This is a genomic window from Pseudomonas sp. GW822-FHT01E03 (assembly GCF_058802985.1).
Map to the genome: position 1 here is coordinate 313,060 of NZ_JBXAOQ010000002.1, position 26,461 is coordinate 339,520.

Annotated in this window: 26 protein-coding genes; 17 read left to right on the forward strand and 9 right to left on the reverse strand. The window is 61.2% G+C overall.

Features of this window, described 5'->3' with window-relative positions:
- Nucleotides 1-20 precede the first annotated feature (20 nt).
- The 6 genes from hemC to AC1RP7_RS04680 all read left to right on the forward strand — a co-directional run bounded on the left by hemC (nucleotide 21) and on the right by AC1RP7_RS04680 (nucleotide 5,592).
- Nucleotides 21-962, forward strand: coding sequence for a hydroxymethylbilane synthase (gene hemC / locus AC1RP7_RS04655; RefSeq protein WP_057712789.1), 942 nt, complete (start codon nucleotides 21-23; stop codon nucleotides 960-962).
- Nucleotides 959-1,726: a uroporphyrinogen-III synthase gene (locus AC1RP7_RS04660; RefSeq protein WP_218494643.1), complete on the forward strand. Its 768-nt coding sequence runs from the start codon at nucleotides 959-961 to the stop codon at nucleotides 1,724-1,726. The genes hemC and AC1RP7_RS04660 overlap by 4 nt, the downstream gene beginning before the upstream one ends.
- Nucleotides 1,727-1,742: 16 nt before the next feature.
- Entirely contained in the window at nucleotides 1,743-2,906 is a 1,164-nt protein-coding gene (locus AC1RP7_RS04665) for a uroporphyrinogen-III C-methyltransferase (protein ID WP_493181404.1), read from the forward strand.
- Entirely contained in the window at nucleotides 2,903-4,141 is a 1,239-nt protein-coding gene (locus AC1RP7_RS04670; protein ID WP_493181403.1) for a heme biosynthesis protein HemY, read from the forward strand. The genes AC1RP7_RS04665 and AC1RP7_RS04670 overlap by 4 nt, the downstream gene beginning before the upstream one ends.
- A 263-nt stretch (nucleotides 4,142-4,404) precedes the next feature.
- On the forward strand, nucleotides 4,405-4,956 hold the full coding sequence (locus AC1RP7_RS04675; protein ID WP_057712793.1) for a disulfide bond formation protein B: 552 nt from the start codon (nucleotides 4,405-4,407) through the stop codon (nucleotides 4,954-4,956).
- A gap of 177 nt (nucleotides 4,957-5,133) precedes the next feature.
- Nucleotides 5,134-5,592, forward strand: coding sequence for an Rsd/AlgQ family anti-sigma factor (locus AC1RP7_RS04680; RefSeq protein ID WP_057712794.1), 459 nt, complete (start codon nucleotides 5,134-5,136; stop codon nucleotides 5,590-5,592).
- 60 nt (nucleotides 5,593-5,652) lie between these two features.
- On the opposite strand, the gene AC1RP7_RS04685 is transcribed toward AC1RP7_RS04680, so the two are convergent.
- Nucleotides 5,653-6,318 carry an FKBP-type peptidyl-prolyl cis-trans isomerase gene (locus tag AC1RP7_RS04685; RefSeq protein ID WP_057712795.1) on the reverse strand — a complete coding sequence of 222 codons (666 nt, stop codon included), beginning with the start codon at nucleotides 6,316-6,318 and terminating at the stop codon, nucleotides 5,653-5,655.
- Between the two features lie 192 nt (nucleotides 6,319-6,510).
- On the opposite strand from AC1RP7_RS04685, the gene AC1RP7_RS04690 reads away from it, so the two are divergent.
- Nucleotides 6,511-7,656 (forward strand): AlgP family protein, encoded by a 1,146-nt coding sequence (locus AC1RP7_RS04690; protein ID WP_493181402.1) that lies wholly within the window; start codon nucleotides 6,511-6,513, stop codon nucleotides 7,654-7,656.
- Here the strand turns inward: AC1RP7_RS04690 and AC1RP7_RS04695 are convergent.
- Nucleotides 7,653-8,117, reverse strand: coding sequence for a TIGR02444 family protein (locus AC1RP7_RS04695; RefSeq protein ID WP_477754322.1), 465 nt, complete (start codon nucleotides 8,115-8,117; stop codon nucleotides 7,653-7,655). The genes AC1RP7_RS04690 and AC1RP7_RS04695 overlap by 4 nt on opposite strands.
- 50 nt (nucleotides 8,118-8,167) lie before the next feature.
- Here AC1RP7_RS04695 and AC1RP7_RS04700 point away from each other — a divergent pair, with 50 nt between their 5' ends.
- The 5 genes from AC1RP7_RS04700 (at nucleotide 8,168) to AC1RP7_RS04720 (ending at nucleotide 14,078) form a co-directional block, all read left to right on the forward strand.
- Nucleotides 8,168-10,078, forward strand: a complete 1,911-nt coding sequence (locus tag AC1RP7_RS04700) for an ATP-binding cassette domain-containing protein (RefSeq protein WP_090452095.1) — start codon at nucleotides 8,168-8,170, stop codon at nucleotides 10,076-10,078.
- Entirely contained in the window at nucleotides 10,078-10,659 is a 582-nt protein-coding gene (locus AC1RP7_RS04705) for a mechanosensitive ion channel family protein (RefSeq protein WP_150813724.1), read from the forward strand. The genes AC1RP7_RS04700 and AC1RP7_RS04705 overlap by 1 nt, the downstream gene beginning before the upstream one ends.
- A gap of 225 nt (nucleotides 10,660-10,884) precedes the next feature.
- On the forward strand, nucleotides 10,885-11,517 hold the full coding sequence (rhtB, locus tag AC1RP7_RS04710; RefSeq protein WP_057712801.1) for a homoserine/homoserine lactone efflux protein: 633 nt from the start codon (nucleotides 10,885-10,887) through the stop codon (nucleotides 11,515-11,517).
- 160 nt (nucleotides 11,518-11,677) lie between these two features.
- Entirely contained in the window at nucleotides 11,678-13,576 is a 1,899-nt protein-coding gene (locus AC1RP7_RS04715) for an FTR1 family protein (RefSeq protein WP_493181401.1), read from the forward strand.
- A gap of 46 nt (nucleotides 13,577-13,622) precedes the next feature.
- Nucleotides 13,623-14,078 carry a YaiI/YqxD family protein gene (locus AC1RP7_RS04720; RefSeq protein WP_057712803.1) on the forward strand — a complete coding sequence of 152 codons (456 nt, stop codon included), beginning with the start codon at nucleotides 13,623-13,625 and terminating at the stop codon, nucleotides 14,076-14,078.
- Between the two features lie 119 nt (nucleotides 14,079-14,197).
- Here the strand turns inward: AC1RP7_RS04720 and elbB are convergent, their stop codons facing one another.
- Complete coding sequence (gene elbB / locus AC1RP7_RS04725) at nucleotides 14,198-14,866, reverse strand: isoprenoid biosynthesis glyoxalase ElbB (protein WP_057712804.1); 669 nt, start codon at nucleotides 14,864-14,866, stop codon at nucleotides 14,198-14,200.
- Between the two features lie 115 nt (nucleotides 14,867-14,981).
- Between elbB and AC1RP7_RS04730 the strand changes: the two genes are divergently transcribed.
- Nucleotides 14,982-16,217, forward strand: coding sequence for a sterol desaturase family protein (locus tag AC1RP7_RS04730; RefSeq protein WP_493181400.1), 1,236 nt, complete (start codon nucleotides 14,982-14,984; stop codon nucleotides 16,215-16,217).
- Here AC1RP7_RS04730 and AC1RP7_RS04735 read toward each other — a convergent pair.
- On the reverse strand, nucleotides 16,198-16,830 hold the full coding sequence (locus AC1RP7_RS04735) for a DedA family protein (protein WP_057712806.1): 633 nt from the start codon (nucleotides 16,828-16,830) through the stop codon (nucleotides 16,198-16,200). The genes AC1RP7_RS04730 and AC1RP7_RS04735 overlap by 20 nt on opposite strands.
- A 206-nt stretch (nucleotides 16,831-17,036) precedes the next feature.
- Here AC1RP7_RS04735 and hemB point away from each other — a divergent pair, with 206 nt between their 5' ends.
- On the forward strand, nucleotides 17,037-18,050 hold the full coding sequence (gene hemB / locus AC1RP7_RS04740) for a porphobilinogen synthase (protein WP_046039035.1): 1,014 nt from the start codon (nucleotides 17,037-17,039) through the stop codon (nucleotides 18,048-18,050).
- A gap of 18 nt (nucleotides 18,051-18,068) precedes the next feature.
- Nucleotides 18,069-20,297 (forward strand): polyphosphate kinase 1, encoded by a 2,229-nt coding sequence (gene ppk1 / locus AC1RP7_RS04745; RefSeq protein ID WP_150813728.1) that lies wholly within the window; start codon nucleotides 18,069-18,071, stop codon nucleotides 20,295-20,297.
- Nucleotides 20,298-20,463: 166 nt separating this feature from the next.
- Here the strand turns inward: ppk1 and ppx are convergent, their stop codons facing one another.
- The 5 genes from ppx to AC1RP7_RS04770 form a co-directional block, all read right to left on the reverse strand.
- On the reverse strand, nucleotides 20,464-21,966 hold the full coding sequence (ppx, locus tag AC1RP7_RS04750) for an exopolyphosphatase (protein WP_340312829.1): 1,503 nt from the start codon (nucleotides 21,964-21,966) through the stop codon (nucleotides 20,464-20,466).
- Nucleotides 21,967-22,200: 234 nt separating this feature from the next.
- Nucleotides 22,201-22,938 carry an amino acid ABC transporter ATP-binding protein gene (locus AC1RP7_RS04755; RefSeq protein WP_057712810.1) on the reverse strand — a complete coding sequence of 246 codons (738 nt, stop codon included), beginning with the start codon at nucleotides 22,936-22,938 and terminating at the stop codon, nucleotides 22,201-22,203.
- Nucleotides 22,925-23,575, reverse strand: a complete 651-nt coding sequence (locus AC1RP7_RS04760) for an amino acid ABC transporter permease (RefSeq protein WP_057712811.1) — start codon at nucleotides 23,573-23,575, stop codon at nucleotides 22,925-22,927. The genes AC1RP7_RS04755 and AC1RP7_RS04760 overlap by 14 nt, the downstream gene beginning before the upstream one ends.
- A complete protein-coding gene (locus AC1RP7_RS04765; RefSeq protein WP_057712812.1) occupies nucleotides 23,572-24,240 on the reverse strand; it encodes an amino acid ABC transporter permease in 669 nt (222 codons plus the stop codon). The genes AC1RP7_RS04760 and AC1RP7_RS04765 overlap by 4 nt, the downstream gene beginning before the upstream one ends.
- Nucleotides 24,241-24,262: 22 nt before the next feature.
- The gene (locus AC1RP7_RS04770; RefSeq protein WP_057712813.1) at nucleotides 24,263-25,048 is read right to left on the reverse strand and encodes a transporter substrate-binding domain-containing protein; all 786 of its coding nucleotides are present in this window, start codon (nucleotides 25,046-25,048) and stop codon (nucleotides 24,263-24,265) included.
- Nucleotides 25,049-25,303: 255 nt separating this feature from the next.
- Between AC1RP7_RS04770 and AC1RP7_RS04775 the strand changes: the two genes are divergently transcribed.
- Nucleotides 25,304-26,011 carry a FadR/GntR family transcriptional regulator gene (locus AC1RP7_RS04775; protein ID WP_154909838.1) on the forward strand — a complete coding sequence of 236 codons (708 nt, stop codon included), beginning with the start codon at nucleotides 25,304-25,306 and terminating at the stop codon, nucleotides 26,009-26,011.
- A 120-nt stretch (nucleotides 26,012-26,131) separates the two neighbouring features.
- A complete protein-coding gene (trxA, locus tag AC1RP7_RS04780) occupies nucleotides 26,132-26,461 on the forward strand; it encodes a thioredoxin TrxA (RefSeq protein ID WP_003206727.1) in 330 nt (109 codons plus the stop codon).

The window sequence follows — 26,461 nt, forward strand, 5'->3', positions numbered from 1 at the left end:
TATTCAGTACGGATTGATCCATGTCCTCTCGCCAGATCCGCATCGCCACCCGCAAAAGCGCTCTCGCCCTGTGGCAGGCCGAATACGTCAAGGCCCGTCTTGAAGCAGCCCATCCGGGCCTGCTGGTGACCCTCGTCCCCATGGTCAGCCGTGGTGACAAGCTGCTTGACTCTCCGCTGTCGAAAATCGGCGGCAAGGGCCTGTTCGTCAAGGAACTCGAAACCGCGCTGCTGGAAAATGAAGCCGACATCGCCGTGCACTCCATGAAGGACGTGCCGATGGACTTCCCCGAAGGCCTCGGTCTGTTCTGTATCTGCGAGCGGGAAGACCCGCGCGATGCCTTCGTTTCCAACACTTACACCAACCTGGATGAGTTGCCACAGGGCAGCATCGTCGGTACCTCCAGCCTGCGCCGCCAGGCTCAATTGCTGACCCGTCGCCCGGACTTGGAAATCCGCTTCCTGCGCGGCAACGTCAACACCCGCCTGGCCAAGCTCGATGCCGGCGAATACGACGCCATCATCCTCGCCGCTGCCGGCCTGATCCGCCTGGGATTCGAAGACCGCATCACCTCGGCCATCAGCGTCGACGACAGCCTTCCGGCCGGTGGCCAGGGCGCGGTGGGTATCGAATGCCGCAGCGCCGACAGTGAAATCCATGCGTTGCTGACACCCCTGCATCACCAGGACACCGCCACCCGCGTGACCGCCGAACGAGCCCTCAACAAGCACCTCAATGGCGGCTGCCAGGTGCCGATTGCCTGCTACGCCGTGCTGGAGGGTGACCAGGTCTGGTTGCGCGGACTGGTGGGCGATCCAGGCGGTGGCCTGCTGCTCAGCGCACAAGCCCGCGCCCCTCGCGGCGATGCCGAGGCACTGGGTGTGCGAGTCGCCGAAGACCTGCTCAGCCAGGGTGCCGACGCCATCCTCAAAGCGGTCTATGGCGAGGCTGGTCACGAGTGATCGGCTGGCGCTTGCTGCTGACGCGTCCCGCCGAAGAAGCGGCGGCGCTGAGCAGTTTTTTGGCCGAGCAGGGGATATTCAGTAACAGTCTGCCGCTTTTGGACATCATGCCCATTGAGGCCACTGACACAATGCGCCAGGTGATTCTGGCGCTGGATCAGTTCTGCGCCGTCATCGTGGTCAGCAAGCCGGCCGCCCGGATCGGCGTCGAACTGCTCGAGCGGTATTGGCCAACACCGCCCGGTGTGAAGTGGTTCAGCGTCGGCGCGGCGACCGCGCAGATCCTCGGGGATCACGGGCTGGACGTGAGCTTCCCGGCAGAAGGCGATGACAGTGAAGCCTTGCTCGAACTTTCCCGACTGCGCGAGGCTATTGCACAACCCGATGCACGAGTGCTGATCCTGCGCGGGGAGGGCGGGCGCGAGTTGCTGGCTGAGCGTTTGCGTGAGCTTGGTGCTAGTGTCGAGTATCTGGAACTGTACCGCCGGGGATTGCCGATTTACCCGCCGACGCTACTGCCGCAACGGATCCAGGCGGAACGCCTGAACGGGCTGGTGGTCAGCAGTGGACAAGGTTTTGAGCACCTGCATCAACTGGCCGGCGATGCCTGGCCGCAGTTGGCGCGGTTGCCGTTGTTTGTACCGAGCCCCAGGGTTGCCGAGCTGGCGCGTGCCGCCGGGGCCAAAACAGTTGTGGATTGTCGTGGCGCCAGTGCCGCGGCCTTGCTGACGGCGTTACGGGAGCATCCCGTACCCGTTTTCTAATGCAAAGGATGGATACGTGAGCGAAACAGCCTTGCCTAAAGATGACTCGCGACCGGTGCTTGATGCACCTGTTGATGCACCTGTTGATGAAATGTCGCCGCCGACACCTGCTGCCGGGCAGCGTCGAGGCAATGGTCTGGCAATCATCGCGCTGCTGTTGGGCGCGGCCGGTGTAGCGGTGGGCGGTTGGGGTGTCTGGCAGGTGCGTCACCTGCAGGCCAATAATCAGCAGCAACTGAGCCAGGTGCAGGCGCTGAATGACCAGGCGCAAAACCTCAAGCTCAATGAGGAGCGCCTGAGCGCACGCCTGGCGCAATTGCCTCCAGCCGATGAACTGGAAGCACGCAGTCGTCTGGTGATTCAGCTACAAGGTGATCAGCAGCGGTTGAACCAACGGCTGGAAACCGTTCTCGGTGCCAGCCGCAAAGACTGGCGTCTGGCCGAGGCCGAGCACCTGCTGCGTCTGGCCAGCCTGCGACTGTCCGCCTTGCAGGACATCAGCAGTGCCCAGGCACTGGTCCAGGGTGCCGACGAGATACTGCGTGAGCAAAACGATCCGGGCTCCTTTGCCGCTCGCGAGCAGGTGGCCAAGACCCTGATCGCCTTGCGCAGCACCGAACAACCGGATCGCACCGGGCTGTTTCTGCGTCTGGGCGCGCTGCGCGATCAAGTGGCCAGCCTCACCGAGCTGGCACCGGAGTACAAGGACCGTGGCGATTCGCTGCTGGGCCTGACTGCCGATGGCGACGGTGCCAGTCGCTGGGCGCAATGGTGGGATCAGATTTCGCGCTACATCCGCATCGACTTCAATGCCGACAAGAACGTTCGCCCATTGCTGGCCGGCCAGAGCCTGAGCCAGGTACGCCTGGCCCTGAGCCTGGCGCTGGAGCAGGCACAGTGGGCCGCACTCAATGGCCAGCCGGCGGTTTACTCCCAAGTGCTGGACGAGGCGCGGGACATCCTCAAGGGCAACTTCAATCCGGACAACGCACAAAGCAAAGTCATGCTTGAACAGGTGGCCGAGTTGAGCGTGCAACCTGTCACCGTCGTCACGCCGGATATGACCGGCACCCTGAGCGCGGTGCAGGGGTATCTGGAACGGCGCAATGTCAACGCCGAGGATTCGGTCAAGCCACTGGTCAGGCCTGCCGCGAGCGCCGCGCCGGAGGCCACGCCATGAGACGCCTCTATGTGATCGTGTTCCTCGTGATCGCCGCTGCCGCTGCGCTGGGGCTGGCGATTGCCGAGCATTCCGGCTACGTGCTGATTGCCTACAAGACCTTCCGTTATGAGTCGAGCCTGTGGGCTACTTTGGCGCTGGTGGCTGTGCTCTGGCTGGTGATCTGGGGCATCAGGTCGCTGGTCGAACTGGTGATGGCTTCCAGTGGCGTGGTCAATCCGTGGTCACGGCGTAACCGCAGCCGTCGAGTGCAGGTGGCGATCGAGCACGGTCAGCTGGACCTGGCCGAGGGTCGCTGGGCCAGCGCGCAACGTCACTTGCATCGGGCTGCCGAAGCCGAGCGTCAGCCGCTGCTTTACTACCTCGGCGCTGCCCGTGCCGCGAACGAACTCGGCAATCACGAAGAAAGCGACAACCTGCTGGAGCGCGCCCTCGAGCGTCAGCCCCAGGCCGAGTTGGCGATCGCCTTGAGCCACGCCCAGTTACAGACCGATCGTGGTGATACCGCAGGCGCCCTGGCCACCCTGCAAGCCATGCGTGAACGCCATCCTCATAACGCACAGACCCTGCGTCAGTTGCAGCGCCTGCTTCAGCAGCGTGGTGACTGGTCGGCAGTGATTCGCCTGCTGCCGGAGCTGCGCAAGGACAAAGTCCTGCCGGCGGCGGAGCTCGCCGAGCTGGAGCGTCGGGCCTGGGGGGCGAACCTGTCCCTGGCGGCGCAACGGGAAGAAGACGGAGCGGTGGGGCTGCAATCGCTGGAACGTGCCTGGCAGCAACTGACTTCGGCACAGCGTCAGGAGCCGCAACTGGTGCTGGCGTATGCCGAGCAGTTGCGGCAACTGGGGGCTCAGGTCGAGGCCGAAGAAGTGCTGCGCACCGCGCTCAAGCGCAGCTACGACAGTCATCTGGCACGTCTCTACGGACTGGTTCGCGGCAATGATCCTGCCCGCCAGCTGCAGGCCGCCGAAGGCTGGCTCAAGGACCATCCGGCCGATCCGGGCCTGCTGCTGACACTGGGTCGTCTATGCCTGCAAAACAGTTTGTGGGGCAAGGCCCGGGACTATCTGGAAAGCAGCCTGCGTGTACAGCGCAATCCGGAAGCCTGTGCCGAGCTGGCACGCTTGCTGGCGCAAATGGGCGATGCCGAGCGCAGCAACCAGCTGTTTCAGGAAGGCCTGGGGTTGTTGGATGAGCGCTTGCTCGCGGCCCCTCTGCCAACGCCAGTCGGCGCTTGACCCACTCGCAGGCACCGGGCTCCGGCGCCTGCGCGATGACCTGCGACGAGGGGGCAATCACCCTCGCCGCAGTGCGATGATTAGTTGAAATTCAGTCGCGAAATTTCATCGCAGACAAAGTCCTACAGAGGACTACATTTTATCCTCTCGCCTGCGTCGGGATTTCCCTACACCTGCGCTGAAGTCTCTGTGGGCACTTGCCTTGAAAGGCTGTCGCGCTTTCCTCTACCGTAATGGTCTGTCACTACTTTTACGGAAAAGCCATGTCTTTGGCCTGCTCACGCTCCTTGTTTTTCATGGCTTTCATTGCGGGTGCCCTGGCGATGGGTGTTTCCTACTACCTGGAATATGCAGTCGGCCTGCGGCCTTGTGGCTTGTGTCTTGTGCAGCGGTTTTGCCTGGCGCTCCTTACCGGCGTCTGCCTGATGGCTTCGGTCCATGGCCCCGGTCGCATCGGAAACGTTCTCTATTGGCTGTTCAGTCTTTGTTGCAGCCTGGCCGGCACTGTCACTGCATGGCGACAGGTCCTGCTGCAAAGCCTTCCTGCGGAACAGGTAGCGGCGTGCTCGACTCATCTGGCGGACCTGTTGGCCAACTCTCCGTGGCTTTCGGTCGTACAGCAAATGTTCAAGGGCGCTGCCGATTGTGTGGAAATTTCCTGGACGCTGTTCGATCTGAGTCTCACCGAGTGGAGCCTGTTGCTCTTCGTCGCGATGATGATTCTGGCCGTTTACCAGTCGCTGCGACTGGTCTGGACCGGCTATCAGCGACCACTCAGCGGCGAGTCGTCGCACCGGGCCTTTGCGGGTGATTAAACACTTGTATGAACTTTATCGCCTGCGTACCTTGAAGCCAGTGTCGTGCGGGCATAATCTGGCCCGCACGTGTCATTGGAATTATGTTGCTCGATGACGCTCTGCCTGACCGCCCACCGACGTTACAAGAGGCGAGCGGGCATAGAGCAGCTGACCCACAAGGGAAGAGAGATCACCATGCTCGAAAGTTGTCAGAATGCTCAGGAACGCTGGGGCGGAGTGCACCTGCTGATCGATCGCTGGTTGCAGGAACGACACGAACTGATCGGGGCCTATGACGCTCTCGGCGCAAAGCCTGAGGCGCTGGGTGAGAACCGCAAGCCCTTGCAGGAATTCTGCGGCGTGCTGGTCGATTATGTATCGGCCGGGCACTTCGAGATCTACGAGCAGCTGACGGGGGAGGCCAAGGCCTTCAACGACAAGCGTGGCCTGGAGCTCGCCGAGACCATCTACCCGCGGATCGACGTCATCACCGAAAAGCTGCTCGCCTTCAATGACCTGTGTGACGCAGGTAAGTGTGTCGCCGAAGAGTTCAAGACACTCGGCGGACTGTTGCATGAGCGCTTTGAGCTGGAAGACTGCCTGATCGAAGTGCTGCACACCGCCCACAAGGAAGCCGATTCGGTTCAGGCCTGAAGCGCTTCCTGCAAGATCCCGAAACGGCGTGCCAAGGCACGCCGTTTTTCGTTTGCATCGTCAGCTGGTGGCACCGCGCAGTTCGACTTCGAACACCAGTGGTGTGAATGGTGCGATCACGTCACCGGCACCGTCGGCGCCATAGGCCTGAGCCGATGGAATCACCAGTCGCCATTTCGCCCCGACCGGCATGTTTTGCAGTGCACTGCGCCATCCGGCGATCACGCTGTCGAGACTGAACCACTGTGGCTGACTGTTCTGATCGAACACAGTGCCGTCGGGCAATCGACCGATATACAGCACCTGCACCTTGCCGTTCGGTCCGGCCTTGGCGCCAGTACCTGGCGTCAACTCGGTCAGCAACACGCCATCAGCCAGTTCGCGCACGCCGGGCCTGGCTTTTTCTGTGGCGAGAAAACGCTGTTCTTTTTCCAGTGCCATTTCGCTTTGCGGCTTGTCGGACTGCATGGCGATCCGGGCTTCATGCTCGGTCAGTATCTGTTGGATCTGCTCGTCCTTCAGCGCCAGCGGTTTGCCCTGATAGGCCTGCTGCAATCCTTCGACCAATGCCTGGAGTTGCAGATCGGGAACCTCCTGGCGCAAGCGTTCGCCAAGGCTTGCACCCAGGCTGTATGCGAGATCGTGGGCTTCATTTTCCTGCGTTGTTTCGCCGGCCTGGGCCACCGAAAAAAACACGCACAGCGATAAAAAAAGGTAGCGCGACATGAGCACTCTCCGACCTGAATTGCGGGTGATTATGCCAGTGAGAATGCGCGCAACGGTGAACTGCTTTTGCGCCGAGGCAGAAGTTTTTCAATCCTTTGCAACACAGCGCTTTCGATAGTGTCAACATGCCCTAGCGGCGGTTGCAGCAGAGGTCTAGTATGAGCCGCACTCACTTCAGCCAGGAGGTAAACCATGTCGGCCACCAAGAAGCCAGTAAACACTCCGTTGCACTTGCTCCAACAACTCTCGAGCAGCCTGCTCGAGCATCTGGAAACCGCTTGTTCCGAAGCCTTGGCTGATGCTGAAAAACTGCTCGCCAAGCTGGAAAAGCAGCGCGGAAAAGCGCAAGAAAAACTGCACAAATCCCGCACCAAATTGCAGGACGCTGCGGCGGCCGGAAAAGCCAAGGCACAAGCCAAGGCCAAGGGCGCAGTGGCCGATCTTGAGGAGCTGCTCGATGCCCTCAAGGATCGTCAATCGGAAACCCGCGGCTACATTCTGCAACTCAAGCGCGATGCTCAGGAAAGCCTGAAACTGGCCCAGGGCGTCGGTCGTGTACAAGAGGCTGTCGGCAAGGTGTTGTCCTTGCGTGCGGCCAAGCCTGCTGCGGCACCTGCGAAGAAAGCCGCTGCCAAACCGGCTGCTGCAAAAGCACCGGCCAAACCTGCCGCAAAACCTGCAGCTGCCAAGCCAGCAGCTAAAACTGCCGCAGCCAAACCTGCAGCCAAACCGGCTGCGAGAAAACCGGCTGCTGCCAGCGCTGCAAAACCTGCGGCTAAAACCACGGCTGCCAAACCAGCCGCCGCACGACCTACCGCTGCAAGAGCCGCTGCTGCCAAGCCAGCCGTGGCTAAAACCGCCGCCGCTAAACCGGCTGCAAAACCAGCCGCTAAACCAGCCGCTAAACCCGCAGCAAAACCAGCAGCCAAAACTGCAGCAGCGAAACCTGCTGCGAAGCCGGCCGCCAAATCTGTCGCGGCTAAACCCGCTGCAAAACCTGCTGCGAAAACTGCGGCCAAACCCGCTGTAAAAGCAGCGGCCAAGCCGGCCGCTAAACCAGCTGCTAAACCGGCAGCCAAACCTGCTGCGGCTAAACCTGCCGCTGCTGCCAAGCCGGCCACCGCCAAACCCGCTGCCAAGCCAGCGGCGGCGAAGCCAGCTGCAAAACCAGCAGTGAAACCTGTTGCCGCCAAGCCGGCCGCCGCGCCAGTTGCCAAGCCAGCCAACCCGGCTCCGGTAGCAACGTCTGCTTTAGCAGCAGCCACCTCGACAGCCACGCCAGCGCCAACGCCGGCCGCTGCATCGATCGCAGCAACCACCCCAACCAGCGCTTCCTAAGTGCCGGTTACCGCGACGCGCAGCTGATGCAGCGCGTCGCGGTCCAGGTGGGCGGCGCCTGCCGCCACACCATTGAGCCAGGCCGATAGATCGGTCGCCTCACCTTGCGGCCAACTCAACGCCGATCGTTCCAGTCGTACCAACAGATGTCGCTCGGCTTCCAGTTCGAGTGCCTTCACTTGCTCGCGCAAAGCATTCAGTTCGCCATCGTCGGCGGCAACGACTTTCCAATTCACCCGCAAGGCTCGCAACGGTCGCACCACGTCTGCGTCCCACGGCTCGGCCACGCTACGCAGTTGCTGCAATCGGTGTTCGTTAAAGGCGACGCCACGTTCTCCCAACCACAGTCCGCAGAGGAGCAAGCACACATTGATGCCCGCCGACTGCAATTGCAGGCATGCGGGTTCAACGCCGGGCTGGGCATAAGTACTTAGGGAAAAGCTCCACAGGTCAGAGGACATAGTGCTACTCGCGCCAGTTGCGAGCGAAGCTGGTAGACTCCGCCGCCATTATGATTCGACTTCAGAACCTGACTTTACAGCGTGGCCCGCAACGTCTGCTAGAAGACGCCGAGCTGACCCTGCACGCCGGCCAGAAAGCCGGCCTCATCGGTGCCAACGGCGCCGGCAAATCGAGCCTGTTCGCCTTGCTTCGGGGTGAGCTGCACCCGGACTCGGGTGATTGCTTCCTGCCGGCCGACTGGCGTATCGCCCACATGCGCCAGGAGGTCGACACCCTCGAACGCCTGGCGGTCGACTACGTGCTCGATGGCGACCTGCGCCTGCGCCAGGTGCAACGCGACCTGGCGGCAGCCGAAGCGGCCCATGACGGTGCCGCTCAGGCCCGACTGCACTCGGAACTCGACAGCGCCGACGGTTACACCGCCGATGCCCGGGCGCGCAAGCTGCTGGCCGGGCTTGGATTCACCAACGAACAGATGGATCGCCAGGTCGGGGATTTCTCCGGTGGCTGGCGGATGCGCCTGAACCTGGCGCAGGCCTTGATGTGCCCATCGGACCTGCTGCTGCTCGACGAACCGACCAACCACCTGGACCTCGACGCCATCATCTGGCTCGAAGAGTGGCTCAAGAGTTATCCCGGCACCTTGATGCTGATTTCCCACGACCGGGACTTCCTCGATGCCGTGGTCGACCACGTGGCCCACGTCGATCAGCGCAAGATCACCCTGTACCGCGGTGGCTACAGCGCTTTCGAGCGTGCCCGTGCCGAACGCCTGGCCCAGCAACAGCAGGCGTACGAGAAGCAGCAGGTGCAACGTGCGCACATGGAAAGCTACATCGCCCGCTTCAAGGCCCAGGCTACCAAGGCCCGCCAGGCCCAGAGCCGGATCAAGGCACTGGAGCGGATGGAAGAGCTGACCGCTGCCCACGTCGACTCGCCATTCGACTTTGTCTTCCGTGAATCGCAGAAGATTTCCAGCCCGCTGATCGACCTGTCCGATGCCCGCCTGGGTTACGGCGACAAGGCCGTGCTGGAGAAGGTCAAGCTGCAACTGACCCCGGGTGCGCGAATCGGTCTGCTCGGCCCGAATGGCGCCGGTAAATCGACCCTGATCAAGAACCTTGCCGGTGAACTCTCGCCATTGGCCGGCCGCTTGACCCGTGGCGAGAACACCGTTGTCGGTTACTTCGCCCAGCATCAGCTGGATTCGCTGGACTCCAAGGCCAGCCCGTTGCTGCACCTGCAACGCCTGGCACCGACCGAGCGTGAGCAGACCCTGCGCGACTTCCTCGGCGGGTTCGACTTCCGTGGTGCGCGAATCGACGAGCCGGTACTGAATTTCTCCGGTGGCGAAAAGGCGCGCCTGGCGTTGGCCTTGATCGCCTGGGACCGACCGAACCTGTTGCTGCTCGACGAACCGACCAACCACCTGGACCTGGAAATGCGTCTGGCGCTGACCATGGCCCTGCAGGAATTCAGTGGTGCGGTATTGGTGGTCTCTCACGATCGCCACTTGCTCAAAAGCACCACCGACAATTTCTATCTGGTGGCGGACGGCAAGGTCGAGGAATTCGACGGCGACCTGGAGGACTACACCCGCTGGCTGGTGGAGTATCGCCAGCGCAACGCCCCGGTCAGCAACACGCCGGTCAACCCGGACAAGACCGACAAGAAAGCCCAGCGTCAGGCCGCTGCTGCGTTGCGTCAGCAACTGGCGCCGCACAAACGCGAAGCTGACAAGCTTGAAGCCGAACTCGGCAAGCTCCACGAAAAGCTGGCGAAGATCGATGCCAGCCTCGGCGACAGCGACATCTACGAGCCGGCGCGCAAGAACGAATTGCGGGATCTGCTGGCCGAACAGGCCAAGCTGAAGGTGCGTGAGGCGGAGCTGGAAGAAGCCTGGATGGAAGCCCTGGAGTTGCTGGAAAACATGCAGGCGGAGCTGGAGGAGCTGTCCTGATGGACGCCTTCAAGCTGCCGCTGCCGGCGGTGTGGGTCGAGCCGATCTGGCTCGGCGTGCAAATCCTGCTGATCCTGCTGGCCGGATACATCGCCCAGCGTTTCGTCGCCAAATGCCTGACCCGTCTCGGCGAGCGCTACCCGTTTCCGCCGCAGTTGCTGATGCCGCTGCGCGGTGGTCTGCGCTGGCTCATCATGGGCAGTGCATTGATTTTCGTGCTGGAGCGCCTCGGTGTTTCGGCCACGGTGCTCTGGACCGCGTTGTCCGGTTTCGTCGCAGTCGCGGCGGTGGCGTTTTTCGCCATGTGGAGCGTGCTCTCGAACCTGCTGTGCGCGATCCTGATCTTTACCGTCGGCCCGTTTCGCATAGGTGACGTGGTCGAGTTGGTGGACACCACCGACAAGCCCGGCGTCAAAGGCCGGGTGGTGGCGATCAATCTTCTTTACACCACGCTGATCGAGGCCGAAGAACTCGGCACTGGCAGCGCCATGGTGCAGGTGCCCAACAGTTTGTTCTTCCAGCGTTCGGTACGGCGCTGGCGCGGGACGGATGTGTTTCCTTCCAGCGGGTTTGAAAAGTAAGTTTTTTGTCGCCTGACATATCGCCATCGCGAGCAAGCTCGCTCCCACAGTCGATCTTCAGTGAGCACAAATCTTGTGAGCACCAGAGACTTCTCTGTGGGAGCGAACTTGCTCGCGATGGGAGCCTCAAGTCAGCAGTCGTCATGTCCTACAAAAAATCGGTAGTCATCCAATCAAAGCCGCATTAGCTTAGACATCTGTCACGAGTCTGAGTCGAGGTGTGCAATGGAGCTTCAAACATGGCTGGCGTTTTTTGCCGCCTGCTGGGTGATCAGCTTGTCCCCCGGTGCCGGCGCCATTGCGTCGATGTCCAGCGGCTTGCAATACGGTTTCTGGCGCGGCTACTGGAACGCCCTGGGCCTGCAACTGGGCCTGGCTTTGCAGATCGCCATCGTCGGCGCCGGTGTCGGCGCCATTCTCACGGCGTCGGCCACGGCCTTCTACGCCATCAAATGGTTTGGCGTGGCGTATCTGGTTTACCTCGCGATCAAGCAATGGCGTGCGCTGCCCAGCGATATGAGCGATGACGCGGCGCTGCGCCAGATCGGCAAGCCGATGGCCCTGGTGTTCCGTGGTTTTCTGGTGAACATCAGCAACCCCAAGGCGCTGGTGTTCATGCTGGCGGTGTTGCCGCAATTCATCGACCCCCATGCGCCACTGCTGATTCAGTATCTGATAATCGGTGTGACCATGGTTTGCGTCGACCTGATCGTCATGGCCGGCTACACCGGTCTGGCGTCCAAAGTGCTGCGTCTGTTGCGCACACCGAAACAGCAAAAGCGCATGAACCGGACCTTTGCCGGGCTGTTCATCGGGGCGGCGGCGTTCATGGCGACGTTGCGCAAAGCTGCTGTGTAAAACGGCGATGTAAAAAAAGGCGACCCTGGAGGTCGCCTTTTTTGTTTGGAGGAGCCGCTCTCGAAACTGATGCAATTACGAAGAGATATCAACAAAGCTTGAGCGAAACCCGTCTGGCGTTAACAATATGTAACTTCGTATTTCCAATTGAGATTCATTCATGATTGCCCCCTCCCGTTTCCTGGCCTGGCTGTTGCTGCCGCTGTTGGCTGCGTGCAGTTTTCAGCTACTGGCCGCTCCCGCCGAAGGTGCGCCGCAGGCGCTGCACTTGCTCGATTACATCGGCGCGGATTACCCGGACACGGTGCAGGCGGGCAGCATCACGGACCAGGCCGGATTTCGCGTGCAGCAAGACTCGGTCAAGACGCTGGGACGTCTGATTGCAGTCATGCCGGCCAAGCCGGAAAAAGCCGCTCTGGAGCAAAGCCTGGCCGCGCTGGGAAACTCCATTGACGCCCATCAGGACGGTGCCGACGTCGCGCGCCAGGCCCGGCAACTGGGTGCGAAGCTGGCCGTGGCCTATGAAGTCAGCCAGGCCCCGGTCATTACGCCGGACCCGGTGCGTGGTGCGCCGCTGTACGCTCAGCATTGCTCGGTCTGCCATGGCGATACAGGGGCCGGCGACGGCCCGGCAGGTGTCGGCATGACGCCGCCGCCATCCAATCTGCGTGATACCACACGACTGGATCGACTGAGCCTCTACGCGATCTACAGCACCCTGGGCCTGGGGGTCGAAGGGACTGACATGCCGGCCTTTGCCGATCAACTGGATGATCGTCAGCGTTGGGACCTGGCCACCTATATCGCCAGCTTCAGTGTCGACCCGGCCACGGCCAAGGCTGAAAAGACCTACAACATCGCCGACCTCGCTCGTCAGACCCCGGCCGAAGTACAGGCCGTCGAAGGCCCGCAAGCCGCCGCGACCTTCCGTGCCCAGCGGGCGCAGCCGCCACAGGTCAAGCGTGGCCCGGCGCAACTGCTCGACTACACCGCGGCCACTTTGGACAAGAGCATCGCGGCGTATCGTGCCGGTGAGCATGATCAGGCTTATGACTTATCGGTAGCGGCGTATCTGGAAGGCTTCGAGCTGGTTGAGAGCTCGCTGGATAACATTGACGCCAACGTGCGTAAAGACACTGAAAAAACCCTGATGGCCTACCGTCAGTCGTTGCAGGACGGCTTGCCGGTGAGCGAGGTCGAGCAGCGCCTGGACGTGGCCAAGGACAAGTTGAAGGCATCGGCCGGCCTGTTGGGCAACGAGGGTTTGAGCTGGTCGCTGAGTTACATTTCCGGCCTGCTGATTCTGCTGCGCGAAGGTCTGGAAGCGATTCTGGTGCTGGCGGCGATCCTTGCTTTCCTGCGTAACACGGATCAACAGGCGGCGGTGCGCAGCGTTAACGTCGGCTGGGGCCTGGCGTTTGTGGCGGGGCTGGGCACCTGGGCGCTGGCAGCCTATGTGATTGATGTCAGCGGTTCCCAACGCGAATTGCTGGAAGGTGCGACGGCGTTGTTTGCCAGCGTCATGGTGCTGTGGCTGGGCGTGTGGATGCATGACCGTCGTCACGCCGCGGCCTGGCAGGATTACATCAAGACCAGCCTGGTGGGCGGTGGCGGGCGTTTCGGTTTTGCGACCCTGGCGTTCTTCTCGGTGTATCGCGAACTGTTCGAAGTGATCCTGTTCTACGAAACCCTGTGGTTGCAGGCAGGTCCCGCGGGGCACAACGCGGTGCTGGCCGGTGGGGCCACGGCGCTGGTGTTGCTGATCGGCCTGGCCTGGGTGATTTTGCGCGGTTCGGCGAAGTTGCCGCTGGCGTTGTTCTTCAGCATCAACGCCGGTCTTTTGTGCGCCTTGTCGGTGGTGTTTGCCGGGCATGGCGTGAAAGCGCTGCAGGAAGCCGGGATCTTCGGTACGCGGCCGGTGCCGTTCTTTGACTTTGAATGGCTGGGGATCCATGCCGATGCCTATTCGTTGAGCGCCCAGGCTGTGGCGATCATTTCGATTGTCGTGTTGTACGGTCGTAGCCGGGTGGTTGAGAGGCAGCGGGTGCAGGTTTCTTAAACGGCATTCGCTTTGCCCGCGATGCTTTTCAACAGAGGAAAATTCAATGCGTGTGTGGATCGATGCCGACGCCTGTCCTCGGGCAGCCAAGGATCTGGTGGTGAAGTTCGCTCTCAAGCGCCAGTTCGAAGTGGTGCTGGTGGCCGGGCAGCCGCAGACCAAACCGGGGCTGGCACTGGTCAAGCTGATCGTGGTGCCGAGCGGCCCGGATGCGGCCGATGACTACCTGGTGGAACACGCGGTGCCTGGTGAGCTGGTGATCTGCAGCGATGTGCCGCTGGCCGATCGTCTGGTGAAGAAGGGCGTGGCAGCGCTCGACCCACGGGGCAAGGAGTTTGATGCGCAGAACATGGGCGAGCGGCTGGCGGTTCGCAACCTGTTCACCGATTTGCGCGAACAGGGGCAAATGGGCGGTGGCCCGGCACCCTTTGGCGACCGTGAGAAGCAGGCGTTTGCCAATGCGCTGGACCGGATTCTCACTCGTCTGACGCGCAGTTCTTAAGACCAGTGGCGAACCCTGTGGGAGCGAGCTTGCTCGCGATAGCGGACTTACAGACAACATCGATGTTGAATGTGCTGGCTCCATCGCGAGCAAGCTCGCTCCCACAGTTTTGGAGGGTGTCAGGCGTCGTTTTCGTGGGTCAGTTCCAGTACCCGGTCTACCAGTTTATTGATACCTGAAGCCGCTTCACTGATCGATTGCGCCAGCATGTAAGCCGGTGTGCTCACCAGTTTGCGTGCCTTGTCCTCGACGATGTCACTGACCGCGCAATCGGTATGGGTCGCGCCCATCTTGTTCATCGCAGCTGCCGTGTCGGTGTCGTTGCCTATGGTGCAGGTGACGCCAGGGCCGTAGATCTTTGCCGCCAGGGCAGGGGAGATGCACATCAACCCCACCGGTTTGCCGGCCTCGGCAAAGGCTTCGGTCAGTGCCAGGACATCCGGTTGAACGGTGCAGGCGGCACCTTCGATGGCGAAGCTGGACAGGTTCTTGGCCGAGCCGAAGCCTCCGGGCACGATCAGTGCGTCGAACTCATCGACGTTCGCGTCTCGGATATCCTTGATGTTGCCCCGGGCAATCCGCGCCGACTCCACCAGCACGTTGCGCGATTCGGGCATTTCTTCGCCGGTCAGGTGGTTGATCACATGCAACTGCGCGATGTCAGGTGCGAAACACTGCACCTGGGCCCCGCGCTGGTCCAGGCGCAGCAGGGTGATAACGCTCTCGTGGAGCTCGGCGCCGTCGTACACGCCACAACCGGAAAGGATCACTGCAACTTTTTTGCTCATGGGCTTTTCTCCAGATTCATGGCGTTAAATGTCCACTAATTTGTCCCGCGTTGCCATAGGGTTAATTCACGGCTGCACATAGCATCTGTCCTCAAGATTCCGATCAGGGCGCGTCATGGACTTCATTCTGTATGCGGTGCCGTTTTTCTTTGTGCTGATCGCCGCCGAGCTGCTGGCCGACCGTTGGCGCGGGGTGAGCAATTATCGGGTGGCAGACGCGATCAACAGCATCAGCACCGGCGTGCTGTCGACCACCACGGGTCTGTTGACCAAGGGGGTGGGGCTGGTGACCTACGCCTTTGCCCTCAAGCACTTGGCGTTGTTCGAGTTGTCGGCCGACAGCATCTGGACCTGGGTGTTTGCCTTTGTCTTCTACGATTTCTGCTACTACTGGCTGCATCGCATGGGTCACGAGCGCAACATCCTCTGGGCCGCCCATTCGGTGCATCATCAGAGCGAGGACTACAACCTGTCCACGGCCTTGCGCCAGACCAGTACCGGCTTCCTGCTGGGCTGGATCTTCTATCTGCCGATGGCGGTGTCCGGCGTGCCGCTGCTGGTGTTCGTCAGCGTCGCGGCGCTGAACCTGCTGTACCAGTTCTGGGTGCACACGCGGCACATTCCCAAGCTTGGCTGGTTCGAATGGTTCTTTGTCACGCCGTCCAATCATCGGGCTCACCATGCACAGAACGCTCTCTACATGGATCGCAACTACGGCGGCGTGTTCATTATTTGGGACCGTCTGTTCGGCTCGTTCCAGGAAGAAGACGACAACGAGCCGGTGATTTTCGGCGTGACCACGCCACTGGCGAGCTGGAACCCCGTGTGGGCGAACGTGCAGTTCTACGCGCAGTTGTGGGCAGATGCGCGTCGTGCCGAAAGCACCTGGGACAAGCTGCGGATCTGGTTCATGCGCACCGGCTGGCGCCCGGCGGAGGTGGCTGCCAGATACCCGATGAACAAGCCGGACCTGAGCCAGTTTCGCAAATTCGAGGTGGCGCTGGACGGGCGTCAGCAGCTCTACGTCCTCCTGCAGTTCTGCGTCTATATCGCGCTGGGCAGTTACTTGATGAATCTTGAGCCGAAGCTGTCCGTCGTCGCCCTGGCGTTGGGCTGGGGAGCGGTGGCGTTCGGTCTGTTTGTGCTGGGCGTGGCTCTGGAGAATCGCCCATGGGCGTTGAAGCTGGAGCTGGTGCGGCTGGCGTCGAATCTGCCATTGGTATGGCTGGCGCCGATGGTGGGGCTGTGGCCGGCCAGCGCTGTGGGCTGGGTCGGCCTGTTCAGTTACAGTCTGTTGAGCGGCATCGGTCTCTACTGTTGCAGAAACCGCATCACTCGGCTGGCGTCGTAGGGCCTTCGGCCTTGGTTCGTTCGGCCTTCAAGGCTTGTTCGTCGGCGTAGACCTGCTTGGCCAGGCGGGCATTCTTGAAGCGCCGACGCAGCCACAGCACGAAGCCCAGGACCAGCAGCGCACCGAGCACCCAGAGTTCATACTTCTTCACACTGCCGAGCATGCCTTCGAGCACCGCGCCGAAATGGTACGCGGCGGCCGCCAGGGCTGTGGCCCAGATCGCTGCGCCAATGCCGTTGAGCAGCAGGTAACGGCCCGGCGGATAGCCCGACAGCCCGATGGCCACCGGCATGACCGTGCGCAAACCGTAGACGAAGCGGAAGCTCAATACCCAGATGTCCGGATGCTTGCGAATGTGTTCCAGCGCCCGGTCACCCATCATTTGCCAGCGGGGTTTGCGCGCCAGCAGCTTGCGGCCGTGTTTGCGTCCCAGGAAATACCACAGTTGGTCGCCGGCATAGCTGCCGAAGAAGGCCACGACCACCACCAGGTTGATGTCCATGTATCCGCGGAACGCGAGGAAGCCCGCGAGTACCAGGATGGTTTCGCCTTCGAAGAACGTGCCTAGAAAAAGGGCAAAATAGCCGAAGTCATGCAGAAATTGTTGGAGCATTGTCTGGGTGCTGGCGAAATGAACGCGCAGCCTAACCCTTCGGACACATTCAGGAAAGTGTCCAAATGTGTCTCGACGTGAACATTTCCTACAACGACAATGGAATGCGGCTACCTGTCACAGGGGTGCACACAACTGTAATACGTTCGTCATAATGGCCGCTTATAACTGTCACGCTCGCACGCCTGCGGGCTCAGGAGTCTGCCGTGAGCTTTACCCCCGCCAACCGTTTGTTCCCAGCAACCCGCCTGCGCCGCAATCGTCGTGACGACTTCTCGCGTCGTCTGGTCCGTGAAAACGTCCTGACCGTCGATGACCTGATCCTGCCGGTGTTCGTTCTGGACGGCGAAAACCGTCGTGAAGCGGTGGCTTCGATGCCGGGCGTCGAACGCCTGACCATCGACCTGTTGCTGGAAGAAGCGGCCAAGTGGGTCGAGTTGGGGATTCCGGCGCTGGCGCTGTTCCCGGTGACACCAGCGGAACTCAAGTCGCTGGACGCCGCCGAGGCGTGGAACCCCGAAGGCATTGCCCAACGCGCGACCCGTGCGCTGCGTGCGCGATTCCCTGAGCTGGGCGTGATCACCGACGTTGCCCTGGACCCATTCACTACCCATGGCCAGGACGGCATTCTTGATGAAGAAGGCTACGTGCAGAACGACATCACCGTCGACGCACTGGTCAGGCAAGCCCTGTCCCACGCTGAGGCCGGCGCTCAGGTCGTGGCCCCATCGGACATGATGGACGGTCGCATCCAGGCGATACGCGAAGCTCTCGAAGTGGCCGGTCACGTCAACGTGCGGATCATGGCCTACTCGGCCAAGTACGCCAGTGCCTATTACGGCCCGTTCCGTGATGCGGTCGGTTCGGCGCTGAATCTGGGCAAGGCCAACAAGGCCTCCTATCAGATGGACCCGGCCAACAGCAACGAAGCCCTGCACGAAGTGGCGGCGGACTTGTCAGAAGGTGCAGACATGGTCATGGTCAAGCCCGGCATGCCGTACCTGGACATCCTGTGCCGGGTAAAAGAAGAATTCAAAGTGCCGACTTTTGTTTATCAAGTCAGCGGCGAATACGCCATGCACATGGCGGCGATCCAGAATGGCTGGTTGAGCGAAGGGGTTATCCTCGAGTCCCTGACCGCTTTCAAACGTGCAGGGGCTGATGGCATCCTGACGTATTTCGCCGTTCGTGCCGCTCAATTGTTACGAGAGCAAAAATAGCCCTCCCAGGAACATTCGATGAATACCGAAGTGCTCACTGAAGTTGCCGTAAAAGACGCTCAACCTGTGGTGGAGCAAGTCGACGAGACCCCGCCGGAGCTGGAGCCAGCTCCGCCCGCGGCGGTCGTCGAAACCGCCGTGACAGCGCCGGCGCCAGCGCTGGCCATTCCCGGCCTGGATGACAGCAGCCTGTACATCCACCGCGAGCTCTCGCAACTGCAGTTCAACATCCGCGTGCTGGAGCAGGCGCTGGACGAGTCCTATCCATTGCTGGAGCGGCTGAAGTTTCTGTTGATCTTCTCCAGCAACCTGGACGAGTTCTTCGAAATTCGTGTCGCTGGCCTCAAGAAGCAGATCACCTTCGCCCGTGAACAGGCCGGCGCCGATGGTCTGCAACCGCATCAGGCCCTGGCCCGCATCAGCGAGCTGGTCCATGGTCACGTCGATCGCCAGTACGCGATCCTCAACGACATCCTGTTGCCGGAACTGGAAAAGCATCAGGTCCGCTTCATCCGTCGCCGTAACTGGACGGCCAAGCTCAAGACCTGGGTCCGTCGCTATTTCCGTGACGAGATCGCGCCGATCATCACCCCGATCGGCCTCGACCCGACGCACCCGTTCCCGTTGCTGGTGAACAAGAGCCTGAACTTCATCGTCGAGCTCGAAGGCATCGACGCCTTTGGCCGCGATTCCGGTCTGGCGATCATCCCGGCGCCACGCCTGTTGCCGCGCATCATCAAGGTGCCGGAAGAAGTCGGCGGCGCCGGCGACAACTATGTATTCCTGTCGTCGATGATCCACGCCCACGCCGATGACCTGTTCCAGGGGATGAAGGTCAAGGGCTGCTACCAGTTCCGCCTGACCCGTAACGCCGACCTGGCGCTGGACTCCGAAGACGTCGAAGACCTGGCCCGTGCCTTGCGCGGCGAACTGTTCTCCCGTCGCTATGGCGATGCGGTGCGTCTGGAAGTGGCCGACACCTGCCCGAAACACCTGTCCGACTACCTGCTCAAGCAATTCAACCTGAGCGAGACGGAGTTGTATCAGGTCAACGGTCCGGTGAACCTGACGCGGCTGTTCAGCATTACCGGCCTGGACAGCCAGCGCGAGCTGCAATACCTGCCGTTCACTCCGCAGATTCCAAAACTGTTGCAGAACAGCGAGAACATTTTCAGCGTGATCAGCAAGCAGGACATCCTGTTGCTGCACCCGTTCGAGTCGTTTACCCCGGTGGTCGACCTGCTGCGCCAGGCCGCCAAGGACCCGCACGTGCTGGCGGTGCGCCAGACCCTGTACCGCTCCGGTGCGAACTCGGAAATCGTCGATGCGCTGGTGGATGCGGCGCGTAACGGCAAAGAGGTCACTGCGGTGATCGAACTGCGCGCACGGTTCGACGAAGAGTCCAACCTGCAACTGGCCAGCCGGCTGCAAGCGGCCGGTGCGGTGGTGATCTATGGTGTGGTCGGCTTCAAGACCCACGCCAAGATGATGCTGATTTTGCGGCGCGAAGCGGGTGAAATCGTGCGTTATGCGCACCTCGGTACGGGTAACTACCACGCCGGCAACGCCCGCCTGTATACCGATTACAGCCTGCTGACTTCCGACGACGCCTTGTGCGAAGACGTCGGCAAACTGTTCAGCCAGTTGATCGGCATGGGTAAGACGTTGCGCATGAAGAAACTGCTGCACGCGCCGTTCACCCTGAAAAAGGGCATGCTCGACATGATTGCCCGCGAAACCCAGTTCGCCCTCGACGGCAAACCGGCGCACATCATTGCCAAGTTCAACTCGCTGACCGATCCGAAGATCATCCGCGCACTGTACAAGGCCAGCCAGTCGGGCGTGCGCATCGATCTGGTGGTGCGTGGCATGTGCTGCCTGCGACCGGGCATCGCCGGAGTTTCCCACAACATCCACGTGCGTTCGATCATCGGCCGCTTCCTGGAACACACCCGGGTCTTCTATTTCCTCAACGGTGGCGACGAGCAGATGTTCCTGTCCAGTGCCGACTGGATGGAGCGCAACCTCGACAAGCGCGTCGAGACTTGCTTCCCGGTGGAGGGCAAGAAGCTGATCATGCGGGTCAAGAAAGAGCTGGAGTTGTATCTGACCGATAACACCCACAGTTGGAGCCTGCAGTCGGACGGCCGTTACATCCGTAACACTCCGACCGGCAACCAGAACCCGCGCAGCGCCCAGGCGACATTGCTGGAGCGTTTGGGCAGTCCGATCCTGGCCGTCCGGTAACGACTGCAACCTGTGGGAGCGAGCTTGCTCGCGATGACGGTGTGTCAGGCAACGATGTGTTGATTGACCATCCGCCATCGCGAGCAAGCTCGCTCCCACAGGGGATAGTGGCGTTTGCAGAATCGCAGACAAAAAAAGGCCTTCCGAAGAAGGCCTTTTTTCAATTTCAGCGGGCGCTCAACACGATGTCGACCCGGGTCAGCCATTGCGCTTCGATTTCGAAGTCGGCCTGGGTCAGTTGGTTTTCGTCCAGCCAGTTCTCCGGGAACACCACTTCCAGGCTGTTGCCATTGGCATTCAGTTCCACCTGGGGCATTTGCTGGGTGCCACGGATGTGGTGGAACAGGATCGCAAAGCGCAGCAACACGCACAGGCGAATCAGCTTGGTGCCGTCATCGCCGAACTCGGCGAACTTGTCCTTGGGAATGTTGCGTCGGTGACCGCGTACCAGCAGCGCGAGCATCAACTGGTCTTCGCGGGAGAACCCGGCGAGGTCCGAGTGCTCAATCAGGTAGGCGCCGTGCTTGTGGTACTGGTAGTGAGCGATGTCCAGGCCAACTTCATGGACCTTGGCCGCCCAGCCGAGCAGTTCGCGCCAGACGCCGTCTTCCAGATCCCAGTCCGCGGCCACCTGGTCGAACGCATGCAGTGCCTTGCGTTCGACTCGTACCGCCTGTTCCTGATCGACGTGGTAGCGTTCCATCAGCGAAGTGAGGGTGCGTTCGCGCACGTCTTCGTGATGATGGCGGCCCAGCAGGTCATAGAGCACGCCTTCGCGTAGGGCACCTTCGCAGTGATCCATGCGTTGCAGTTCCAGGGAGTCGAAGATCGCTTCGAGGATCGCCAGGCCCGCCGGAAAGATCGCCCGGCGATCCGGCTTGATACCTTCGAAATCGATTTTTTCGACGTCGCCCAGCTTGATCAGTTTGCGCTTGAGCCAGGCCAGACCCTCGGCGTTGACCTCACCGGTGCCGTAGCCGCCAGCCTTCAGCGCCAGGCCGATGGCGCGGATGGTGCCTGAGGAGCCGATGGCTTCATCCCAGGTCAGGCGATGCAGGGCATGCTCGATGCTCATGATCTCCAGCCGTGCTGCCGTGTACGCCTGGGCGTAACGGGCCGGGGTGATCTTGCCGTCCTTGAAATAGCGCTGGGTGTAGCTGACGCAACCCATCTGCAGGCTTTCGCGCAGCAGCGGTTCGAAGCGCTGGCCAATGATGAACTCGGTACTGCCGCCACCGATGTCGGCCACCAGGCGCTTGCCCGGGGTGTCGGCGAGGGTGTGGGACACGCCGAGATAGATCAGGCGCGCTTCTTCACGACCGGAAATGACTTCCACCGGGTGGCCGAGAATTTCTTCGGCGCGACGGATGAATTCGGCACGGTTGCGGGCTTCACGCAAGGCGTTGGTGCCCACGATTCGCACGGCGCCGGTGGGCATACCGCTGATCAGTTGGGCGAAGCGCTTGAGGCAATCGAGCCCGCGTTGCATCGATTCTTCGTTGAGATGGCGCTCTTCGTCGATGCCGGCGGCCAGCTGAACCTTCTCCCCGAGGCGCTCGAGAATGCGGATTTCAGCGTTCTGGGCCTTGGCCACGACCATGTGAAAACTGTTGGAGCCCAGGTCGATTGCGGCGATCAGGGACAGATTCTTGGCTTGGGATTGCGGCATGGTCTGGGGTCTCGGTCGATAACCTCGACATCGTGCCACGATCAAAGGCTGGCGCCAACGCGCAGTGTTCAAAGCCTTGATCCAGTGCATGAAAACCGGTGACCGCTTCGCGGTCAATCGCGAGCAAGCTCGCTCCCACAGGGTTCCAGGGTGTTTCTAATCCCGCGACCGACGCAGGCCCTCTGTGGGAGCGAGCTTGCTCGCGATGACGGTCTCGCTGGCGCTGAAGCTCTGTCAGCCCACAGCCTCAACCGTCCCGATGAAATTCGCCAGCTCCGCCGTCTGCGGGTTGGCGAACAGTACTTTCGGATCCCCAACCTCATGCACCTTGCCCTGGTGCATGAACACCAACTTATCCCCAACCTCCCGGGCGAAGCGCATTTCGTGGGTGACCATGATCAGCGTCATGCCTTCCCTGGCCAGTTGCCGGACCACGCTCAACACTTCGTTGACCAGTTCCGGGTCCAGTGCCGAGGTGATTTCGTCACATAGCAAAACCTTCGGCGACATCGCCAGTGCCCGGGCAATCGCTACCCGCTGTTGCTGCCCGCCCGACAGCCGATCAGGGAAGGCATCGAACTTTTCCCCCAGTCCGACCCTTTCCAGCATCTGCCGCGCCAGTTCGGCGGCCTTGGCTTTCGGCACTTTTTGCACCACTTGCGGCGCGAGCATGACGTTTTCGCCCACGGTCAGGTGCGGGAACAGATTGAACTGTTGGAACACCATGCCGACTTTCTGCCGCAGGCTGCGCAGGTCGGCGCGGGCGGCGTCGAGGTACTCGCCGTCGACTTCGATCACACCGTCATTGATTGACTCCAGGCCGTTGAGGGTGCGCAGCAAGGTGGACTTGCCCGAGCCACTACGGCCGATGATCGCCACCACCTGGCCTTCCTCGATGCTCAGGTCGATGCCTTTGAGCACATGGTGATCGCCATAGTATTTATGCAGGGCGGAAATTCTAAGCAGAGGCATGCAGTCTCCTTTCCAGGTATCGCGCACTGAGCGACAAGGGGTAGCAGAGCAGGAAGTAGCCGAGGGCGACGAGGCCGTAGACCATGAACGGTTCGAAGGTGGCGTTGGCGAGCATGCCGCCGGTCTTGGTCAGCTCGGTGAAGCCGATGATCGAGGTGACGGCGGTGCCTTTGACCACTTGCACCGAAAACCCCACTGTCGGCGCCACGGCGATGCGCAGGGCCTGGGGCAGGATCACATGGCGCAATTGTTCCAGCGGGTTCAGCGCCAGGCTCGATGAGGCTTCCCACTGACCGTTGGGAATCGAATCGACGCAACCGCGCCAGATCTCCGCCAGATAAGCACTGGTGAACAACGTCAGTGCAATCGCCGCGGCCATCCACGGCGAAATCTCGATCCCGGCCAACGCCACGCCGAAAAACACCAGGAACAGCTGCATCAATAGCGGTGTGCCCTGAAACAGTTCGATGTAAGTGCGGGCGAAACTGCGCGGCAAGGATTTTTTCGAGATGCGCATGACCATGATCAGTAAGCCAATCAGTCCGCCGCCAATGAACGCCACCAGCGACAGCGCCAGCGTCCATTGCAGGCCCGTGAGCAGGTTGCGCACGATGTCCCAGAAAGTGAAGTCGCTCATCGGCTGCTCCTTGCGATGAAGCGGTGGCCAAGCCAGTTCAGCAACTGACGGATCAGCAGCGCCATGCACAGATAGAGCAAGGTGGTCAGTGCATAGGTTTCAAAGGCGCGGAAGTTGCGCGACTGAATGAAGTTGGCGGCGAAGCTCAGCTCCTCCGTCGCGATTTGCGAACACACCGCCGAGCCGAGCATCACGATGATGATCTGGCTGCTCAGGGCCGGCCAGACTTTGCCCAGTGCCGGCAGCAGCACCACATGACGGAACGCTTCGAAGCGCGTCATCGCCAGTGCCGCTGCGGCTTCCAGCTGACCCCGAGGGATCGCCTGGATGCCGGCGCGGATGATCTCGGTGGAATAGGCGCCCAGGTTGATGACCATCGCCAGCACCGCCGCCTGCCATTCGGAAATCTGCACGCCCAGGGACGGCAAGCCGAAGAAGATGAAAAACAACTGCACCAGAAATGGCGTGTTGCGGATCAACTCGACGTAGACCGCGAAAATCCCCGCGAAAGGCCGGATGTTCCACGCCCGCACCAGCGCCCCGACGATGCCCAGCCCCACGCCGAGCACAGCGCCGATGGCGGTCAGCTCAAGGGTGAACAGCGCACCGCGCAGCAACAGATCGGTGTTGTTCACCACCGGCAGGAAATCGAACTGATAAGCCATAAAACGTCTCCAGCGCGCCGAATCAGAGATCGGCCGGCAGCGGTTCTTTCAGCCAGGTCAGGGCGTTCTTTTCCAGCGCGCCGTCGCTCTTGGCGGTCACCAGAATCTGGTTGACCTTGTCCAGCAGCGCCGACTCGTTCTTGTTCACGCCCACGTAGACCGGTGAGTCCTTGAGCTTCACTTTCAGCGCCGGCACGCGTTTCGGGCTCTTCTCGCTGATGGCGACCATCACCACGTTGCCGCTGGCGATCAGGTCGACTTGCCCGGCCAGGTACGCGGCAATGGTCGAGTTGTTGTCTTCGAAACGCTTGATGGTCACGCCTTCGGGGGCGACCTTGGTCAGCTCGATATCTTCGATGGCACCACGGGTGACGCTGATGGTCTTGCCCTTGAGATCGTCCAGGCCCTTGATGTCGGCGTCTGGCGGACCGAACACGGCAAGGTAGAACGGCGCGTAGGCGCGGGAGAAGTCGATGACTTTTTCGCGCTCCGGGTTCTTGCCGAGGCTGGAGATCACCAGGTCGACCTTGCCGGTGGTGAGGAACGGGATGCGGTTGGTGCTGTTGACCGGCGTCAGTTCGAGTTTGACCTTGAGCTGGTCGGCCAGCAGTTTCGCGGTGTCGATATCGAGGCCACGAGGTTTCATGTCCGGGCCGACCGAGCCGAATGGCGGGAAGTCCTGGGGCACGGCCACCTTGAGGACGCCGCGCTTGACCACATCCTCCAGACCATCGGCGTGGGCGGGTGCCTGGCTCAGCATCAGGCTGGCGAACAAGGCTGCGAGGAGGGCGCTGTAACGCTGGGTCATGGCAAATCTCCGGATCGGCAAGAAGTGATTTCTGCGGATCGACAGAGCATGGGCCATGCCAACATGGGGTTTTGAGGGCGCCAGGGCACGGTTTTACTGGCGTCGCACGGTCTTACTGGTCTGAACAGTCAGGTTGCTTTTCGCACCCCGATGGCGCAGCCGTGAAAATCTCCGAACCCCCATGGGGCACGACTTGCCGGACGTCGCGAATAGCTTTACAACTGAGCGCACATTGGCTGGTTCGTCTGGAAAACCATGAACTCGATCTCCCGCGCCGTACCTGAAGTGGCGCTGCAAGCCATCCGCAAACTGATTACCGAACAGGGCTTCGGGCCGGGGGATGCCTTGCCCTCGCAACGGGACCTGGCGGTGCAATTGGGAGTCAGTCGGGCGTCGTTGCGCGAGGCGTTGTCATCGCTGAGTGCGCTGGGGGTCATCAGTATCCAGCCGGGCAAAGGCGTATTCGTGCAATCGCCCGTGGAGCTACCGCGGGGCGATGCGGCGCCTGGCTGGCCGTTCGCGGCGCAGGCTTCGCCGTTGGATATCTTTCAATTGCGCTATGCGCTGGAAGGTTTTGCTGCGGGGTTGGCGGCCGTAACCTTGAGCACCGACGAACTCGATGCGCTGGAAGACAATGTCGCCGCCATGCGCAATGAGCTGAAGTCCGGCGACTTCGAAGCCGCGGCCCGCCTGGATTTCGAATTCCACCGCCGCATCCTGCTGGCCAGCGGCAATCAGGCGATGCTGAGCATCCTGACCGCCAGCGCCGACATCTTCCTGGAAAGCCAGAAGCTACCGTTCATCCGGGTCGAGCGGGCCATGGAAACCTGGCAGGAACACCGCAAAATCCTTCGTGCGCTGGCTCGCCGAGCGTCTGGCGCCGCGCAAAAGGCCATGCAAGAGCACGTACGTAACGCCGCGTTGCGCACCGGAATCGCGTTCATCGCTCCCGCCACTTCATGACCTGAGCTATACCCAAACTCATGGATCACCATAGCGAGACTCAATCATCTGCACCTTCCTGAACGGGGGAAGGACCGCTATGATGGGCCACGTTTTTTTGCTTACAACCTGGAGAATTCCATGAGCAGCGATCTTATCAAACACGTTAGCGACGCTAGCTTCGAGGCCGACGTACTCAAGGCCGAAGGCGCTGTACTGGTCGATTACTGGGCTGAATGGTGCGGCCCTTGCAAAATGATCGCTCCTGTTCTGGACGAGATTGCCGAGACTTACAAAGGCAAGCTGACCGTTGCCAAGCTGAACATCGACGAAAACCAGGAAACCCCGGCCAAGCACGGCGTGCGCGGTATCCCGACCCTGATGCTGTTCAAGAACGGCAACGTTGAAGCGACCAAGGTCGGCGCACTGTCGAAGTCGCAACTGGCTGCCTTCCTCGACGCCAACATCTAA

Excerpts from the sequence above, each read along its gene's own strand:
- hemC (WP_057712789.1), top strand. The coding sequence starts at position 21 with ATGTCCTCTCGCCAGATCCGCATCGCCACCCGCAAAAGCGCTCTCGCC.
- AC1RP7_RS04670 (WP_493181403.1), top strand. The coding sequence starts at position 2,903 with ATGAGACGCCTCTATGTGATCGTGTTCCTCGTGATCGCCGCTGCCGCT.
- AC1RP7_RS04675 (WP_057712793.1), top strand. The coding sequence starts at position 4,405 with ATGTCTTTGGCCTGCTCACGCTCCTTGTTTTTCATGGCTTTCATTGCG.
- AC1RP7_RS04680 (WP_057712794.1), top strand. The coding sequence starts at position 5,134 with ATGCTCGAAAGTTGTCAGAATGCTCAGGAACGCTGGGGCGGAGTGCAC.
- AC1RP7_RS04685 (WP_057712795.1), bottom strand. The coding sequence starts at position 6,318 with ATGTCGCGCTACCTTTTTTTATCGCTGTGCGTGTTTTTTTCGGTGGCC.
- AC1RP7_RS04690 (WP_493181402.1), top strand. The coding sequence starts at position 6,511 with ATGTCGGCCACCAAGAAGCCAGTAAACACTCCGTTGCACTTGCTCCAA.
- AC1RP7_RS04695 (WP_477754322.1), bottom strand. The coding sequence starts at position 8,117 with ATGTCCTCTGACCTGTGGAGCTTTTCCCTAAGTACTTATGCCCAGCCC.
- AC1RP7_RS04700 (WP_090452095.1), top strand. The coding sequence starts at position 8,168 with ATGATTCGACTTCAGAACCTGACTTTACAGCGTGGCCCGCAACGTCTG.
- AC1RP7_RS04705 (WP_150813724.1), top strand. The coding sequence starts at position 10,078 with ATGGACGCCTTCAAGCTGCCGCTGCCGGCGGTGTGGGTCGAGCCGATC.
- rhtB (WP_057712801.1), top strand. The coding sequence starts at position 10,885 with ATGGAGCTTCAAACATGGCTGGCGTTTTTTGCCGCCTGCTGGGTGATC.
- AC1RP7_RS04715 (WP_493181401.1), top strand. The coding sequence starts at position 11,678 with ATGATTGCCCCCTCCCGTTTCCTGGCCTGGCTGTTGCTGCCGCTGTTG.
- AC1RP7_RS04720 (WP_057712803.1), top strand. The coding sequence starts at position 13,623 with ATGCGTGTGTGGATCGATGCCGACGCCTGTCCTCGGGCAGCCAAGGAT.
- elbB (WP_057712804.1), bottom strand. The coding sequence starts at position 14,866 with ATGAGCAAAAAAGTTGCAGTGATCCTTTCCGGTTGTGGCGTGTACGAC.
- AC1RP7_RS04730 (WP_493181400.1), top strand. The coding sequence starts at position 14,982 with ATGGACTTCATTCTGTATGCGGTGCCGTTTTTCTTTGTGCTGATCGCC.
- AC1RP7_RS04735 (WP_057712806.1), bottom strand. The coding sequence starts at position 16,830 with ATGCTCCAACAATTTCTGCATGACTTCGGCTATTTTGCCCTTTTTCTA.
- ppk1 (WP_150813728.1), top strand. The coding sequence starts at position 18,069 with ATGAATACCGAAGTGCTCACTGAAGTTGCCGTAAAAGACGCTCAACCT.
- ppx (WP_340312829.1), bottom strand. The coding sequence starts at position 21,966 with ATGCCGCAATCCCAAGCCAAGAATCTGTCCCTGATCGCCGCAATCGAC.
- AC1RP7_RS04755 (WP_057712810.1), bottom strand. The coding sequence starts at position 22,938 with ATGCCTCTGCTTAGAATTTCCGCCCTGCATAAATACTATGGCGATCAC.
- AC1RP7_RS04760 (WP_057712811.1), bottom strand. The coding sequence starts at position 23,575 with ATGAGCGACTTCACTTTCTGGGACATCGTGCGCAACCTGCTCACGGGC.
- AC1RP7_RS04765 (WP_057712812.1), bottom strand. The coding sequence starts at position 24,240 with ATGGCTTATCAGTTCGATTTCCTGCCGGTGGTGAACAACACCGATCTG.
- AC1RP7_RS04770 (WP_057712813.1), bottom strand. The coding sequence starts at position 25,048 with ATGACCCAGCGTTACAGCGCCCTCCTCGCAGCCTTGTTCGCCAGCCTG.
- AC1RP7_RS04775 (WP_154909838.1), top strand. The coding sequence starts at position 25,304 with ATGAACTCGATCTCCCGCGCCGTACCTGAAGTGGCGCTGCAAGCCATC.
- trxA (WP_003206727.1), top strand. The coding sequence starts at position 26,132 with ATGAGCAGCGATCTTATCAAACACGTTAGCGACGCTAGCTTCGAGGCC.